Source organism: Betaproteobacteria bacterium (assembly GCA_016720855.1).
Lineage (GTDB): Bacteria > Pseudomonadota > Gammaproteobacteria > Burkholderiales > Usitatibacteraceae > FEB-7.
Genome location: JADKJU010000001.1, coordinates 1,415,092 through 1,430,888, shown reverse-complemented (window position 1 = coordinate 1,430,888; position 15,797 = coordinate 1,415,092). Strand labels below are relative to the sequence as shown.

Sequence of the window (15,797 nt, the reverse complement as noted above, 5' to 3'; positions counted from 1 at the left end):
AAGGCTTGGCGATGCTGGAGGTTTCTTTCCTGGGTGCCGCGCTGGCGGGGCTCATCGCCTTCGTGACTCCATGCATTCTGCCGATGGTGCCTTTCTATTTCAGTTACATGGCCGGGATATCCGTTGCCGAACTGAGCAGCGATGGTGGGATCTCGCCCGGTGCGCAGCGACGGTTGATCGTTTCAGCGGTCTTCTTCGCGATCGGGGTCACGACGATCTTCATGCTGATGGGGCTGGGAGCGACGGCCCTGGGGCAGGCATTTGCACAATGGAAACGGCCGCTATCCTACGTCGCGGCCATCGTCATATTCATCTTCGGGCTGCATTTCCTCGGAGTCATCCGAATTGGTTTTCTGATGCGAGAAGCCCGGATGGAGAGCAAGTCCGATCCTTCTACGGTGCTTGGCGCCTATCTGATGGGCCTGGCATTCGGCTTCGGCTGGACGGCCTGTGTCGGACCGGTCCTGGCCTCGATCCTGATGATTGCCAGCGGCATGGGTGATCTGCTTCAAGGCGCGCTTCTGCTGGCAGCCTTCGGCCTCGGGATGACCGCCCCCTTCGTCGTCGCAGCCTTCTTTGCAAAACCGTTCCTCGGACTCCTGCAACGTCATCGCGGCAAGATGGCTTATGTCGAGAGAGTCATGGGTGTGATGTTGATGCTGTTTGCCGTTCTGATTGCGACGAATTCCATAAACTACATCGGCCAATGGCTCCTGGAGATGTTTCCGGTCTTTGGCCGGATCGGATAGGAAGAAACTGATGAGATTTCTGACCACGCTGGTTGCGCTCCTCATTCTGGCAACGCCCCTGACGGCGGCCACGACAATGGGAGACGACGGTCTGCACAAGACGGAATGGATGCACCAAACGTTCAAGGACCTGCGCGAGGATCTGGCCGAAGCCAATGCAGCAGGCAAGCGTCTGGCCATCGTGATCGAACAGCAGGGCTGCGTCTATTGCACGAAGATGCATAAAGAAGTCTGGACGGACCCGGTAATCAATCAAATGCTGAACAAGGATTTCTTTTTCGTACAGATCAACATGTTCGGCGATGTAGATGTCACGGATTTCGACGGCCAAGTGCTCAGCGAGAAAAAGATGGTGATGAAGTGGGGAGTGATGTTCACCCCAACCGTCCTGTTTCTTCCCGAAGAGGTGCCAAAGGGTCTGTCAGCCCCCCGGGCCGCGGTCGGGCTGGTGCCCGGCGCACTTTCGAAAGGCATGACACTCGACATGCTGACCTGGGTGCGGGATCGTATTTACAAGAACGGGGAGAATTTCCAGAAATACCACGCGCGGATGTTGAATACGAGGAAGTCGAACTGAGTTGGCGGGCTCGGCGATCGGCGCCGGTATCATTCCGAAATTGCTCCCAGGAGACGGCGATGACCGCCCCACGAGGTTGGCAGTTCTTCATGCACCCCGGTCCCACCAACATCCCGCACCGGGTGCTGCAGGCGATGGCACGGCCGGCAGTGGACTTCATGGGACCGGAGTTCGTGGCCCTTCGCGACCGCTGTTTGAATCGGCTGAAGGGGGTGCTGAAAACGCAGAAGGGTTTCGCGATCACCTACGCAGCCACCGGCCACGGTGCGTGGGACGCGAGCATCGCGAACCTCTTTTCACCCGGCGACAAGGTGCTGGTGCCCCAGACGGGCTACTTCGCCGAGAATTGGGCGAAGACCGCCACCCAATACGGGCTGGAAGTCGAGATGGTGGCTACGCTAGAGCGGCGCGCGGTGGATCCCGAGACGATCGCCAGGCATCTCGCGGCCGACGCCAAGGGCGCCATCAAGGCCGTCATGTTCGTGCAGAACGAGACCGCGACCGGCATTCGCCACCCCGTGGCCGAGATGCGCGCGGCGATGAACCGCCTCGGTCATCCGGCGCTCTTCATGGTCGACACGATCTCGTCGCTCGCCTCGTTCGACTTCCGCATGGTTGAATGGGGCGTGGACCTGGTGATCGGCGGCTCGCAGAAGGGCCTCATGTTGCCGCCGGGGATGTCGTTCACGGCAATCAATGCGCGCGCGTGGGAGGCGGCCCAATCGGCACGCAACCCGCGCCGCTACTGGGACTGGCGCTCGATGGTGGAAGACGGCCGCCAGGTGCGCTTCTGCGGCACGGCGCCGATCGCGCATTTCTACGGCCTCGAGGCCGCTCTCGACATGATCGAGGAGGAGGGGCTGGAGAATGTGTTCGCCCGTCATCGACGCCTGGCGAATGCCACGCGAGCCTGCGTGCGCCATTGGGGGCAGGGCGGCGGCGTCGAGATCTGGTCGCTGGACGCCGAGGCCGCTTCCGAGTCACTCACCTCGGTGCTGATGCCCGCCGGCCACGACGCCGACCGCGTGCGCGCGATCGCCTCGGAACGCTACGGAGTGGCGCTGGGCCGCGGACTGGCTGCATTGCAGGGGCGCATCTTTCGCATCGGCCACATGGGTGACTTGAACGAACCCATGCTGCTGGGCGCCTTGGCCGCGATCGAACTGGCGCTCGCCGATGCCGGAGTGCCGCATGTCCGGGGCGGGATCGAGGCGGCGATGGATTCGCTGCGCGCGCCGGCTGCAACGCAAGGGGCGGGACTGACTGGGCAGGAAAACCGCAGCCGCTCAGTTGCTTCGGCCTAGCGGCTGGTCCAGCAGCGAAGCCTGTCGCAGAAAAGGAACGGGCCGGGGTCTTCCCCGGCCCGCTTTCCTTGTGCTGTCGAATCCGACCGGTCAGCCGTACACCCGCGGGCTGGCGATGGTGGTCGCGATGTCCGCGACGACTGCGACGAAGAGGACGGCGGTCGCGATGGTGAAGATGGCGGTGAACATGGTCGGCTCCTTGGGTTGGGTGCGTTGTCGATGGGCCCACTGTAGGCACCCGTTGCCCCAGCCGCGAGCCGAAAGCGACGAAATGCAGGAAAGGCGGGCTGAAACGCCCGAGAGCCCGACCCGGCACCGGCCCCGGCCCCCGAAATGGGAGCCAACGGCCTCTTCACGCGCGTGAAGGCAGCTATCGGCCGCTAGCCAGCATTCAGCGCTGCACCAGCAAGGAGTTGCGAACCTGGTGCCACACCGGCTCGATCGTGCGGCGCGATTCCACGGTCACTGCAATCTCAAGGGGCCGGCCTTTCCGCCACCGCCTTCAGGTTCGCGAGCCCCGCCTTGAAATCCGGCCCGACCATCTTGTCCATGCTCATGAAGGTGCACATCACCTTCGACATGAAGTTGGCCTTCCCGAACATCGCCCAGGTCACCGCCGTCGCGTCACCCTGCTGCTGCAGCGTGAGCTCGGCCATGTTCGTCGCCTTGAACGGCTTGAGGAACTCGAGCCGGATCACGACGCGCGTGGATTCCGTGCAATCCGTGATCGTCATGCGCCCCGTGCCCACGTCCTTGTTCCCTTCCCACCCATAGGCCGTGCCCGTGCCGGAGGCCGGGCCGCTGAAGTCGCGCTTCATCGCCGGGTCCTTCTTCTCCCACGGCGACCAGGCGGACCAAAGATGAAAGTCGGCGAGGTGAGGGTAGATCCGCTCCGGCGGCGCCTTGATGGTGCCGGTGCGCTCGATGCGGAAGTCGTCCGGCTGCATCGAGGCATAGACCAGGATTCCGGCGACGACAAGGGCCAGCAGTACAACGAGGGTCTGGAGCATCGCGTTTCCTCCTATTGCGCTACTTGCCGCATTCCAGCTTCGCTATCGCCGTATCGTCCTTGGCAAGAATCGCCGCAAGGCACGCCTCGTACTTCTTCTTCGCCATCTCCAGCTTGATCGATGCTGCCAGGGCATCCGCTTCCTTCGCGTCGCGGGTCTTGAAGCTGTCGAAGGTGGCGCCCATTGCCGCGAAGTAGGCGGTCAATACGGTCGCGGGCAGCTTGAGCAGCGCAATCAGCTCCCCTTCCGTGTCCTGGTTGTACTTGGTCGGCATGCCATCGGTAAAGCCGAAATCGGCTTCATTGTTGGAAAAGAACGTCCTCGAGACAGGCAGGAAGTATGTCGGGGAGTTGTTCGGGGAAAATACGATGGCAGAAGTGTTGATCGGGCCGGCCGCCTGGACAAGGTACGGCTCCGCCTGTCGATAGAATATTCCCGACAAGGGTTCACCGACTGGTCTTGGTGGCGGAGTCGATGAAGTGTCTTTCAGCTTGGTAATGGTTATTGCAAGTCCACAAGGCCGTGGAGCCTTCGCCTCTTCCGGCGATGCAAATATGAACGTATGGGTACCGATGGCACAGGTATCTACAGCCTTGGGAGCTGCCTGTGCAGATCGAAGACCCTGAAATGTTCCGAGTGTTGATCCGAGGTTGCTGAACGCGTCCGTAACGCCGCTCGTGGTCGTTGACTTCGACGACTTGAGCAGCCCGTTGACGTCAACGCCCACCAACAGCGTGTTCTTCCCGAACAGGTTGGCGCTGTGCCTGATCACGTATGACTTCGATACATCCGGGTAGGCGGCAGTGGTGCCCAGCGAGACGGAAGTGATCCCTTCCTTGGCCTTGACGATCGTGACCAGGAAATCCGTCCTTGGCATGTAGTAGACCAGGCCGTCATGGACGCCGGCGGCCGGTTCGCTGATCGATTCGACGCTGGAGCATCCCGCCAGGACCATGGACAGCGCGACTGGAAAGGTGGCGATCTTCATCGGGTCGTCTCCATGCTCGGGCCCCGGTCCCACGGGCGTCCATCTTGCGGAAGCGCTCCGCGAACAGGCCGGGTAACCCCGAAAATCGGCACTCTACTCCTACGACGAACGAAGGGGCTCCGAATCGACATCCGGAAAATGCGCTGGATTCGCAGGATACGAGAACCCCAGGCTCCCCATGAATACGACCCTCAACGCCCACCATGGCCAGCCGCTGCTGAATTGCCGGCGACGCCCCCAGCGCCGTCCAGTTCCCCTTAACGGTCATCCATCCCCAGGTTCCCTCGCTTTGTCGCATCGGGTTGGCTTCTCCCGGTGCCCGGGGGGTACCGTTCAAGCTGAGGCGATCCGCCATCACGGAGGGACGCCCGCGAAAGCACGATCCCGGCATTCCGCACGACCTTGGGGAGAAGAACATGTCGAAGGGCTTGATCCACCCGTTGTCCGCGTTCCTCGCCAGCGTCCTCGTCCTGGCCCAACCCGCGCTGGCCGTGGAGGTCGGCGGCCGGCCGCTCGTGAACGCCCAATGGCTCTCCCGGAACCTGAGCCGCGAGGACGTGCTCGTGATCGACGCCTCGCCCGCCAGGCTCCATGCGGCGGGCCACATTCCCGGCGCGGTGAACGTCGACATCTTCAGCTTCGGCGGCCGCGAAATTTCCCCCGCGGAGATGGAAAAGCGCTTCCAGTCCTGGGGCGTGAGCGCGGGAAAGAAGGTCATCTTCTACGACCAGGGCGGCACCTACCTCGCGACCAACCTCTTCCATGACCTCTACTACCACGGCTTCCCGGTCGAGAACCTCGGCGTCCTCGACGGAGGGCTCGCCAAGTGGAAGGCGGAAGGAGGCGCGGTCACGAAGGACCCGACATCGGCGCCCAAGGCGGGGGACTATCGCGTCACGAACCTCCGGCCGGAAGCGCGCGTGCAACTTGCGGAATTCCTCGTGGCCTCCGGCGACCCGGCGAACCACGCGCTCCTCGAGGCGCTCGATCCCGCCCAGCACTTCGGTGGCGCGAAGTTCTTCGACCGCGCCGGCCACGTTCCCAACGCCATCATGTCGCCCACGGCGGACTACTTCAACGCGGACAAGACCTTCAAGTCCCCGGGGAGATCCGGCGGATGCTGGCCTACCTGGGCATCCGCCCTGGCCAGCAGGTCCACGCGCACTGCGGCGGCGGCATCGCGGCGAGCGTGCCCTTCTTCGCGGCGAAGTTCCTGGCGGATTACCCCAGGGTGACGCTCTACAAGGGCTCCCAGCTCGAATGGCTGCGTGACGACCGCGGGTTGCCCTTCTGGACCTACGACGCGCCGAACCTCACGCGCGACAAGGGGTGGGTGAACGGCTGGGGCAGCCAGATGATGAGGAGCTTTGGCGTGGCGCGGCTCAGCATCGTCGACGTGCGCCAGGCAGCGTCGTTCAGGCAGTCGCACGTGCCGTTCTCCATCAGCGTCCCCGCGGAAACATTCCGGCGTTATCTTGGCTCGCCCGCGAAGCTCGCCGAAGCGCTGGGGGCGGCGGGCGTGGACGCCGCGCACGAGGCGGTGATTGTCTCCGACGGCGGGCTCAACCCCGATTCCGCGCTCGCCTTCCTGCTGCTGGAGCGGCTGGGGCAGGCGCGGGTGTCCGTCCTGTCCGAATCCGTGGACGACTGGGGATTCGCAGGCCTTCCGCTCACCACGGAGGCGGGAGCGGCGGATCCGAAGAAGACGCCGCCGGGCCTCATGCCCGTTCCCGGGACCTACCCCGTCAATCTCCGTCGAGGCATCGTGATCGACGGGGACGAGGGCGGGAAGGGGCTCTATCCCAGGGTCTATCTCGCCTCGGGCAAATCGCTACCCGCGAAGCTCCCCGAGGGGAAGCTCATCCACGTCCCCTACACGGATCTCGTGAACGCCAATGGAACGCCCAAGGCCGCGAAGGACATCTGGAACGCGCTCGCGAAGGCGGGGCTTGCGCGCCATGCCGAGATCGTCACCATCGCCGACGATCCGGGCGAGGCCGCGGCCAACTACTTCATCCTGAAGCTGATGGGCTTTCCGGACATCAAGGTGCAGGTGATGTGACGCCGCCCCGGACCGGGATCAGCCCTTGTGCGTCCGGAAATGCGGGTAGTAGTCGATGACTTTCGGCGCGCAGGCCGCTCACAGGATTCCTCGCTCACCATAAGGCCGCCCCTCGATCACCCTCCCATACCCCAGCCGGGAAAGATCGATCGACCGATCCTCCCCATGCAGGATCCGCTCCGCGATCGCCCGCCCCGCCGCCGGCGCATGCATCATCCCGTGCCCCGAGAATCCCGCGCAGACGTGAAAATTCTCGAGCACACCCGGCCAGTTCCCGATGATGGGGTTGCCGTCCAGCTCGCACTGTTCGTAGAGTCCCGCCCAGGTGCGGTGGCACTTTGGCGGCCTCGAAGGCGGAAAGCGGTGAGCGACCGCCGGCCAGACCGCCCGCTCGAAGTAGCCGTGATCGACCTCGAAGTTGAAGCCCCGAGGTTCGCCTCGAATCCACCACGCCGCCCGAGAAGCCCGCGCCCTCCGAGCGGAACGCCATGCGCTGCAGGTCCTTCACGTAGGGCAGGCGCTCGATGGGATTGCCGCAGGTGAAGTAGTGCTCGAAGCGCGCCGCAGCGGCGAGATCGGTAGCGGCATGCCTGCCATCGCCGCCACCTCGGCAGACCACGCGCCGGCCGCATTGACGACGTGCGACGCAGCGATCTTCCCTCCCGAGCGAAGTCCCGCGGAGCGCACCAGGGTGCCAGAGACTTCGAGTGAGACGACTTCGTCCGCCAGCACGAGGCAGCCCAGGTCGATCACCTTCCTGCGAAGGCCGTGCAGCATCTGGTACGGATCGCACCAGCCATCGTGGGGCGTGTGCACGCCGGCGCCGACGTCGTCCACGCGCATGGAGGGAAAGCGCGCCTCGAGGCCCGCGGAATCGAGGAGGTCGGCCACGCAGCCGTGGCGGATCTGCTCCGCGTGATTGGCCTCGAGCAGTCCCAGGTGCTCCGGCGGCACGATGAAGAGGTAACCGCCCTCCACCCAGTCGATCGGCGCCTCGCGCCCCTGCGTTGCCATGAGTTGCGGGAAGCGCCGGATGAAGTCGATCGAGAAGAGCGACATCTGGATGTTCTCCGGGCAGGAGAACTGCACCCGGCAACCCCCGGAGGCGCGAAGCGTCGAGCAGTGCTCGTAGCCGGGCTCGCGCTCGACCACCGCGACCTGGATGCCGGGGGAGAGCGTCCGCAGGAAGTAGGCGACGCTGACGCCGATCACGCCCCCACCCACGATCAGGACGTCGCAGCGTTGCGGTGCTTCCATTGCCGGGTCCCGGTTCGTTGTGATGTTATACAAAAGTGTATACATTATTCGCCATGGAGATTCCAACCGACAGCATCGCCGCGCAGTTGCGGGAGCGCATCTTCCGGGGGGAGCTCTCCGGCGGCTTTCCGCTCCGGCAGGGGCGGATCGCGGAGGAATTCGGCGTGAGCCGCATCCCCGTGCGCGAAGCCCTGAACCGCCTGGAGGCCGAGGGGCTCGTTGTCCGCTCGCACAACCGCGGCTGCGCGGTGGCCTCCCTCTCGATGGACGACCTGCTGGAATCCGTGGAGATCCGCAAGGCGCTGGAGGCCGCGGCGCTTCGTCACGCGGTCCCGAGGCTCACGGCCAGGACATCGCCCGTGCCGACAGGATTCTCTCCCGCTACGCACGCGCCACCCGCCCGGACGAGTGGACCGAGCTGAACCTCGAGTTCCACCTCACGCTCTACCGCCCGGCCGGGATGCCGCGCCTGCTTCGCATGGTGGAGGACATCACCCGCAGCACGGATCGGTACCTGCGCATCTACATCTCGTCGGTCGCGGGGCGCGACGTGCCGCTTGAGGAGCACCGGGAGATCCTCGAAGCCGCGAGGCAGGGCGATGTCCGGCGTGCCGTCCGCCTGCTCGAAGCCCACATCGAGCGCACGCGGCGGATGCTCGCCGAGAGTGCCGCTGCCGCCGGCGCACGGCGCACCATTCCGGGAAGCGGGAAACGCAATGCCGGCTGAAGCCGTCGACTTCGATGTTGCCGTCATCGGCGCCGGAAGCGTCGGCATCGCCGTCGCCTACTACCTGGTCAAGACCCACGGGCAGAAGAACGTGGTACTCCTCGATCCGCGCGATCCCATGAGCCTCACGTCGGCGCAGTCGGGCGAGAACTACCGCAACTGGTGGCCCCACCCCGTGATGACAGCCTTCACGGATCACTCCATCTCGCTCATGGAGGAAATCGACCGCGAATCGGGCGGGCGCCTGAACATGACGCGCGGGGGCTACGCGCTCGTGACGCGCCGCTCCCGGCCCGACGACCTGATCGAGGAACTCCACCGCGGCTATGGCGCGACGCCGGACAAGGTCCGGATCCGCGAGACCGGCGCGGGCAACTACCTGCCGCCACTGCGGGCACCTTGGAGCGAGGCGCCCGATGGCGTCGACGTGCTCCTCGATCGCGACCTCATCCAAAGGACCTTCCCGGCCTTCGCATCCGATGTCGCTACCGTGATCCACATCCGGCGCGCGGGCTCGATCAGCGCGCAGCAGCTCGGCCAGTACATGCTCGAGGCGATCCGCGCCTGTGGCGGGCGGCTGATCCGTGGCGAGGTCAAGGCGATCTCCACAGGCGCGCCCTTCGTGCTCGATGTCGCCGTGGAACGGGGTTCGAAGCGGATCCGGGCCGATCGTGTCGTCAACGCCGCGGGGCCGTTCCTGCGCGACGTGGGCGTCATGCTGGGCGAGGAAATCGGCGTCAAGTGCGTCTACCAGCAGAAGGTGGCGTTTCCGGATCACGAGGGCGCCGTGCCGCGCGACATGCCGTTTACCATCGACCTCGACGGGCAATCGCTGGCGTGGAGCGACGAGGATCGCCAGTTGCTCGCGGGCGATCCGGCGACGCGGCACCTGGTCGAACCCATGAACGGCGGCATCCACTGCCGGGCCCGACGGGCCCGTGAATGGCACCTGGATCTAGTTGGGTTGGGCCTTCAACGAGACGGCTTCCGACCCCCACGGCGAAAAGCCCATGGATGCGCAGTTTCCGGACACGGTGCTTCGCGGAGCCAGCCGCCTCAATCCCCGGCTCGCCTCCTACATCGGGCGCCTGCCGAGGGGCGCGCACCACTATGGCGGTTACTACACGATGACCGAGGAGAACTGGCCGCTCATCGGCAGGATGAAGACCGACGGGGCGTTCATCGCGGGCGCGCTTTCGGGATACGGGTCCATGGCCGCGTGTGCCGCGGGAGTGATATGCGCGGCCTGGGTGACCGGATCGCCGGTGCCGGAGTACGCGCGTTCGCTGTCCGGCGAACGCCATGCGGACCCGGCCTTGATGGCGCAGCTTGCCGGTCTCGGCAAGGGCAGCCTCTGAGATGGCCGCCACGAACATGAGCGGATCATCAGTGCACACCGTGACCTACGACGAGCTGCTGGCCCTCGTGGGGCGCGCGCTGGTCGCCAACGGCATTGCCGAGCCGGTGGCCTCGCCCATCGCACGCACGATCGCCCGGTGCGAGCGCGATGGCACGCACAGCCACGGGCTCTTGAGGTTGCCGGGATTCGTGGAGTCGGTCCGCACGGGCTGGGCGGACGGCACGGTGCTGCCTGCCGTGGTCTCGCGCAGCCCCGCGATGATGGTGGTCGATGCCCGAAACGGCTTCACGCATCTCGCCCTCGCGCAGTCCCGAAGCGAACTGGTGGCCATGGCGGCGGCCACGGGCAGCGCCATCCTCCTCATCCGGAACGCGCACCACTTCGCGGCGCTCTGGCCCGACATCGAGGATTTCGCCCGGGACGGATTCATCGCGATGTCCTGCGTCACTTCGCGCGCCCGGCTCCTGGGCTGGGGCGGCCGCGCCCCTGTGTTCGGCACCAACGCCTCGGCCTTCGCCTGTCCGCGCGCCCACGGACATCCGATCGTGTGGGACCAGGCCACGAGCGTCATGTCGCAGGGGGACCTTCTCCTCGCGGCGGGACAAGGGCGCCGGATCCCCGCCGGCGTCGGCGTGGATGCGAAAGGCGATCCCACCGAGGACCCGAAGGCCGTGCTCGAAGGCGGGGCCTTGCTGCCCTTCGGCGCGCACAAGGGGGCCTCGATCGCCTTCGCCGTCGAGATTCTCGCGGCTGCGCTCACCGGCGCGCCGTTCGGCTACGAGTCGCCCGCCAAGGGGAACCTGCCGTCCAAGTGCGGCCAGTTCCTCATGGTGATCGATCCGCGCCGGGCGGGCGCGGAAGTCGGCTCGCGCGTGGAAGGCCTCGTCGAGGCCGTGTACGCCGCGGGATCGTTGCACCTTCCCGGTTCCCGCCGATACGAGCGCCGGGAGAAGTCGCAGGTCGATGGCATTCGCCTGGACGACGAGGCTGTTGCCACCTTGAAGAAGCTGGGTGCCGGTCCAACTGCGCCAATCGCTTGACCCGAGTCGTGTCGAAACCAACGCGTCGAAAGGAGTGAACATGCATTCCCTATCCCGTTCGAAAATGCCGCGAGCCGTCGTGGCCTTCGTGGTCTTCGTAACCGGCCTTTGCCTGGGCACCGGAGCCGCCGCGCAGGCGTGGCCCAGCAAGCCCATCAAGATCATCATCCCGTTCGCCGCGGGAGGGGTGACGGACGTCGTCATCCGGACGATCTCGCCCAAGCTCGCCGAAGCGCTGGGGCAGCCGGTGGTGATCGAGAACAAGGGCGGCGCGGGCGGGACGATCGGCACCTCGATGGGCGCGAAGGCGGCGCCGGACGGCTACACGTTCATCGCGCCGGCGGCGAGCCACACGACCACGCCCAGCCTCTACTCGAAGCTCGACTTCGACCCCATCAAGGACTTCGCTCCCGTGACGCAGATCGTGACGGTGCCTTACCTGCTGGTCGTGCCCGCCTCGAGCCCGATCAACACGCTGGCGGAATTCATCGCGACCGCCAAGGCGAATCCGGGCGCGCTCACCTACGGCTCGGCGGGCAACGGCAGCTCCAATCACCTGGCGGGCGAGTTGCTCGCCGCGTCCATCGGGGCTCCGCTGCTGCATGCGCCCTACAAGGGTAGCGGCCCTGCGCTGGCGGCCGTGCTTGGTGGTCAACTCTCCTTCATGTTCGACACCATCAACACCTCGACGGGCCATGTCCGGGCGGGGAAGCTGCGCGTCCTGGGCGTGGGCACCCTCAAGCGGTCGAAGATCATGCCGGACGTGGCGCCCATCGCGGACACCATTCCCGGATTCGAGGCGGTGACGTGGATCGGCTTGCTCGCGCCCGCCGGCACGCCGAAGGAAATCATCAACCGGATGCAACACGAGATCGAGAGGATCGTCCACCTGCCGGAAGTGCAGGAGCGCCTGTTGGCCTCCGGCGCCGAGCCGATCGCGAGCACACCGGAGCAGTTCGGCGCCTATCTCAGTGCCGAGGTCGCGAAGTGGGCGCGGGTGGTCAAGCAGGCGAAGATTCCGCCCGTGCAATAGGGCTTCCGGATACGCTGGGGGCCTTCCGGGCATAGGCACGGTCTCCCGCTCAATCGCCAGGGGTAACGCCATGAAAAGCCTGTTCGTCTTTCTTGCACTCTGGGGCGCCGGTTTCGCTCCCCTGTGGTATGCGGCGCACAAGATGTTCCTGGAGCCGGGCGACTGGATCGGTGCCCTGCTGGTCTCCTTCTTCGCGGCTCTGGGCATCAACGGCCTTCGCAAGGGTCTGCTCGAACGTAGGGACGCCAACCTGCTGGCGAAACGCGAAGGGGTGCTTCGCGACGGGCAGCGAGTCGCCATTGTCGGAACGGTCGAAGCGCAGGCCGAGCCCCTGGCGGCGCCCCTCAGCGGACGTGCGTGCCTTGCCTACGACTACGAGATCGGGCACCTCGAGGAGCCTTCGAGGCTCGTCGACCCGATGAAGAACCAGACCCAGCGGCCGAGGGAGGTCGTCGACTTCGGCGGTTACGGCCTTGCGCCCACGGTCATCCGTTCGGGCGTGAAGTTGGTTCACCTGAAGGCCTTCCCGGGACTGGAGAGGTTTCCGAGAAGCTCCACGAAGGACCTGTCGATGGATCGCGCGCGCAGTTACGTGGGCGCCACGACGTTCAAGAAGCAGTCGCTCTGGTCCGGCGTCGCGGACATCGGCGAGTTGATCAATGATCGCAGTGGCGATTTCCGAATGGATTGGCGTATGACCTCGCACGAAGGCCTGGACGATTCCTTCATGCGCGAACAGATCCTTCCCGTGGGCGCCAAGGCTTGCGTGATCGGGTGCTATTCGGAGAAGGAGTCCGCGATCGTTCCCGAAGCCGACAAGGGGGGCGTGAGGGTGATCCGTGGCACGCGCGAGGAGGCTCTGGAGTTCCTGCGCGACACGGTCACGGGCTCGTGGATCGCCGCGGTGCTTTTCCTCATCGTTCCGGGGCCCGCCGCTTACGGCATCCTCTCCCACGTCGAGAAATACCAGGACGAGCACGGAAAGCCATCCCTGGTGTCGAGCCTCGAGAATCGCGCCGACGAATTCCGCCGGCAGGGCCAGTTCGCGTCGGCCGAGCCGCTCTACCGGCGCACCCTGGAGATCCGGGAAAGGCGATTCGGCCCCGATCACCTCCTGGTGGCCAGGAGTCTCGACGATCTCGCGGGAATGTACGACGCGCAGGGCGATTTCGCGAAGGCAGAACCCCTCCTGCTGCGCGCGCTGGCCATCCGGGGAAAGGCTCCCGGCGCCGATCAACGCGATCTCGCGACGAACCTGAGAACCCTTGCGGACCTCTACGACAGCAAAAAAATGGTCGAGAAGGCCGAGCCGCTCCATGACCGCTGGCTCGCGGCCCTGGACAAGACTCCCGAAAAGGACCGCGTGGAAGTGGCCCTCGGCATGACTCGCGTCGGGGATGGATACGCTTCGCGGGGTCGATTCGACAAGGCCGAAGCGGTCTACAAGCGCGAGCTGGCCATGCTGGAAAAGGCACTCGGATCGGAACATGTCAATGTGGCAGACATACTGGACAGGCTGGCCACCGTCTATCGGAAGACCGATCGCGCGCCGGCGGCGGCGGAGCTTGAAGCGCGGGCCAAGGCGATCCGCAAGTAGCTTCCATCGAACGTCCGCTTCCGTTGCGATGCCGGAGATGGTGCCCGGGAGTGCGCCGGGGAACATCGGCGTCAGCGAAAGCCGGCGCGCCCGGGCGTGCGACTGGAGAAATGCGTTAGATTGGCGGGATCCCGAAACTCCAGGCGCCCCATGAACTCCGAATCCCAACACCCGCCCCTGCCCGACCACCTCGCCGTGAATCCGCGCAGCCCCTTCCATGTGGCCGCTGTGCTCGAGCACGACATCGGCATCCGCCTGAACGGCAACGAGCGCCATGACGTGGAGGAGTACTGCGTGAGCGAAGGCTGGGTGAAGGTGGCGGTCGGCAAGAAGGTGGACCGCTACGGCCAGCCGTTGCTCATCAAGCTCAAGGGCACTGTCGAGGCGTTCTACAAGTAGGCGCGCTGGGCGCCCCCGGTCAGGTTCCGCAGAACGTCTGGTAGCAGGCGGTCACGGCAGCCGGCGCCGGTTCGGCATAGGGAGACAGCTCGCCCGCGTCGTCGAATGGCCGCCGAAGCGCATCGAGCAGCCGTTCGAACGGAACAAGATCACCGCCATCGGAAGCTGCCGCCAACGCCTCCTCCACGCGATGGTTGCGGGGAATCACCCACGGATTGACGCGGCGCATGCCATCGGCCCGCGCGATCCCGGCCAACGCAGCGTCGTTCCCCTCGACGCGATCCTCGCCCGCGCAACGTTCCCGCCACCGCGCAAGCCACTCGTCCAGCGCGCGCCCATCGGCAAACAGTGCCCGCAGGGGCGCCTCGTCCCCTGCAGCTGTATCAGCGAGCCGCCGCCATCCGAGCGTGAAATCCACCCGCCCGACTTGCAGCAACGCGAGCCAGATCTCGGCCAAGGCTTGGTCGGCAACATCGTCCTCGGGCTCGCTCCGACGCAGCCCGAGCTTCGCGCGCTGCCCGCGAAGCAAGTGCCCTTGGTACCGCGCCGGGAATGCGTCCAGGACCTCCATGGCGAGCGACGCCGCCCGCTCCATGTCATCCGAGATCAGGGGCAGCAGCGATTCGGCCAATCGCGCCAGGTTCCACTGCGCGATGGCGGGCTGGTTGCCGTAGGCATAGCGCCCGTGCTGGTCGATGGAGCTGAACACCGTCGCGGGGTCGTAGGCCTCCATGAAAGCGCAGGGCCCATAGTCGATCGTCTCGCCGGAGATCGCCATGTTGTCCGTGTTCATCACGCCGTGGATGAAGCCCACGTTCATCCACTGGGCCACGAGCGCGGCCTGGCGCGCGGCCACGGCCTCGAGCAGGGCGAGGAAGGGCTGCGGCTTGCCGGCAATCTCCGGGTCGTGCCGCGCGATCGTGTATTCGGCGAGCTTGCGTACCTGTTCCGTCTCGCCACGGGAAGCAAAGAACTCGAAGGTGCCCACGCGGATGTGGCTCGCTGCCACACGCGTGAGCACGGCGCCGGGCAGCGTGCCTTCGCGCTGGACCGGCTCGCCCGTGGCCGCGACCGCCAGCGCCCGCGTGGTGGGAATGCCCAGTGCGTGCATCGCCTCGCCGATCAGCACCTCGCGAAGCATGGGACCTACGGCGGCCTTGCCGTCGCCATTGCGGGCGAACGGCGTGCGCCCCGAGCCCTTGAGGGCGATGTCACGGCGGCGCCTGTTGCGGTCGATCACCTCGCCGAGCAGCACCGCGCGCCCGTCACCAAGCTTCGGCGAGAACCCCCCGAACTGGTGGCCGGCATAGGCCTGCGCGATGGGCTCGGCGCCCTCGGGCAGCGCATTGCCCGCGAACACGGCCGCACCCTGCGGACCGTCGAGCGACGCGACGTCGAGCCCCAGCTCCTCCGCCAACGCATGATTGAGGAACAGGAGCCGGGGTGCGGGCACGGCCACTGGCTTCCAGGGCACGTAGAACCCCTGGAGGTCGCGGGCGTACGAATTGTCGAAAGGGAACGCAGCGTTTGCGGACACGGAAAGGCAGGTCGGATCGGTCGGGCCGTCATTCTAGCGGGTCGCTTCCGCTTCGCTACACCGCTCGCGTTGTCGCCGTTACGGCGAACGGGCTTTTCCGGAATCGACACGGTCCCGGGATTTTTGTAACGGCGCGCACGCGGAGTGCTATCGTCCA

General features: G+C 65.8%; 15 protein-coding genes and 1 pseudogene. 12 read left to right on the top strand and 4 right to left on the bottom strand.

Annotation, left to right across the window (positions count from 1 at the left end):
• Positions 1–11 precede the first annotated feature (11 nt).
• The 3 genes from IPP91_06370 to IPP91_06360 are packed head-to-tail and all read left to right on the top strand — an operon-like array spanning position 12 to position 2,630.
• Positions 12–749 (top strand): sulfite exporter TauE/SafE family protein, encoded by a 738-nt coding sequence (locus tag IPP91_06370; protein MBL0141688.1) that lies wholly within the window; start codon positions 12–14, stop codon positions 747–749.
• Between the two features lie 10 nt (positions 750–759).
• On the top strand, positions 760–1,326 hold the full coding sequence (locus IPP91_06365) for a thioredoxin fold domain-containing protein (GenBank protein ID MBL0141687.1): 567 nt from the start codon (positions 760–762) through the stop codon (positions 1,324–1,326).
• Between the two features lie 59 nt (positions 1,327–1,385).
• Positions 1,386–2,630, top strand: a complete 1,245-nt coding sequence (locus tag IPP91_06360) for an alanine--glyoxylate aminotransferase family protein (GenBank protein MBL0141686.1) — start codon at positions 1,386–1,388, stop codon at positions 2,628–2,630.
• A 473-nt stretch (positions 2,631–3,103) separates the two neighbouring features.
• Here the strand turns inward: IPP91_06360 and IPP91_06355 are convergent, their stop codons facing one another.
• Positions 3,104–3,640, bottom strand: coding sequence for an SRPBCC family protein (locus IPP91_06355; protein ID MBL0141685.1), 537 nt, complete (start codon positions 3,638–3,640; stop codon positions 3,104–3,106).
• A 19-nt stretch (positions 3,641–3,659) separates the two neighbouring features.
• A complete protein-coding gene (locus IPP91_06350; protein MBL0141684.1) occupies positions 3,660–4,628 on the bottom strand; it encodes a hypothetical protein in 969 nt (322 codons plus the stop codon).
• Between the two features lie 416 nt (positions 4,629–5,044).
• On the opposite strand from IPP91_06350, the gene IPP91_06345 reads away from it, so the two are divergent.
• Both IPP91_06345 and IPP91_06340 read left to right on the top strand, forming a co-directional pair.
• Positions 5,045–5,863 carry a hypothetical protein gene (locus tag IPP91_06345; protein MBL0141683.1) on the top strand — a complete coding sequence of 273 codons (819 nt, stop codon included), beginning with the start codon at positions 5,045–5,047 and terminating at the stop codon, positions 5,861–5,863.
• The gene (locus tag IPP91_06340; GenBank protein MBL0141682.1) at positions 5,746–6,690 is read left to right on the top strand and encodes a hypothetical protein; all 945 of its coding nucleotides are present in this window, start codon (positions 5,746–5,748) and stop codon (positions 6,688–6,690) included. The genes IPP91_06345 and IPP91_06340 overlap by 118 nt, the downstream gene beginning before the upstream one ends.
• 78 nt (positions 6,691–6,768) lie before the next feature.
• Here the strand turns inward: IPP91_06340 and IPP91_06335 are convergent.
• Positions 6,769–7,947 (bottom strand): annotated as a pseudogene (locus IPP91_06335) (FAD-binding oxidoreductase).
• A 53-nt stretch (positions 7,948–8,000) separates the two neighbouring features.
• On the opposite strand from IPP91_06335, the gene IPP91_06330 reads away from it, so the two are divergent.
• The 7 genes from IPP91_06330 to IPP91_06300 all read left to right on the top strand — a co-directional run bounded on the left by IPP91_06330 (position 8,001) and on the right by IPP91_06300 (position 14,103).
• Positions 8,001–8,369: a GntR family transcriptional regulator gene (locus IPP91_06330; GenBank protein ID MBL0141681.1), complete on the top strand. Its 369-nt coding sequence runs from the start codon at positions 8,001–8,003 to the stop codon at positions 8,367–8,369.
• A 38-nt stretch (positions 8,370–8,407) separates the two neighbouring features.
• Positions 8,408–8,674 (top strand): FCD domain-containing protein, encoded by a 267-nt coding sequence (locus IPP91_06325; protein ID MBL0141680.1) that lies wholly within the window; start codon positions 8,408–8,410, stop codon positions 8,672–8,674.
• Positions 8,664–10,052, top strand: a complete 1,389-nt coding sequence (locus tag IPP91_06320; protein MBL0141679.1) for an FAD-binding oxidoreductase — start codon at positions 8,664–8,666, stop codon at positions 10,050–10,052. Before IPP91_06325 ends, IPP91_06320 begins: the two co-directional genes overlap by 11 nt.
• Positions 10,049–11,074, top strand: coding sequence for an Ldh family oxidoreductase (locus IPP91_06315; GenBank protein ID MBL0141678.1), 1,026 nt, complete (start codon positions 10,049–10,051; stop codon positions 11,072–11,074). The genes IPP91_06320 and IPP91_06315 overlap by 4 nt, the downstream gene beginning before the upstream one ends.
• 40 nt (positions 11,075–11,114) lie before the next feature.
• Positions 11,115–12,107 (top strand): tripartite tricarboxylate transporter substrate binding protein, encoded by a 993-nt coding sequence (locus IPP91_06310; protein MBL0141677.1) that lies wholly within the window; start codon positions 11,115–11,117, stop codon positions 12,105–12,107.
• 70 nt (positions 12,108–12,177) lie between these two features.
• Complete coding sequence (locus IPP91_06305; protein ID MBL0141676.1) at positions 12,178–13,704, top strand: tetratricopeptide repeat protein; 1,527 nt, start codon at positions 12,178–12,180, stop codon at positions 13,702–13,704.
• Between the two features lie 150 nt (positions 13,705–13,854).
• Complete coding sequence (locus IPP91_06300) at positions 13,855–14,103, top strand: DUF3297 family protein (GenBank protein ID MBL0141675.1); 249 nt, start codon at positions 13,855–13,857, stop codon at positions 14,101–14,103.
• A 19-nt stretch (positions 14,104–14,122) separates the two neighbouring features.
• Here the strand turns inward: IPP91_06300 and IPP91_06295 are convergent, their stop codons facing one another.
• A complete protein-coding gene (locus tag IPP91_06295; GenBank protein ID MBL0141674.1) occupies positions 14,123–15,640 on the bottom strand; it encodes a YdiU family protein in 1,518 nt (505 codons plus the stop codon).
• Between the last annotated feature and the right edge of the window lie 157 nt (positions 15,641–15,797).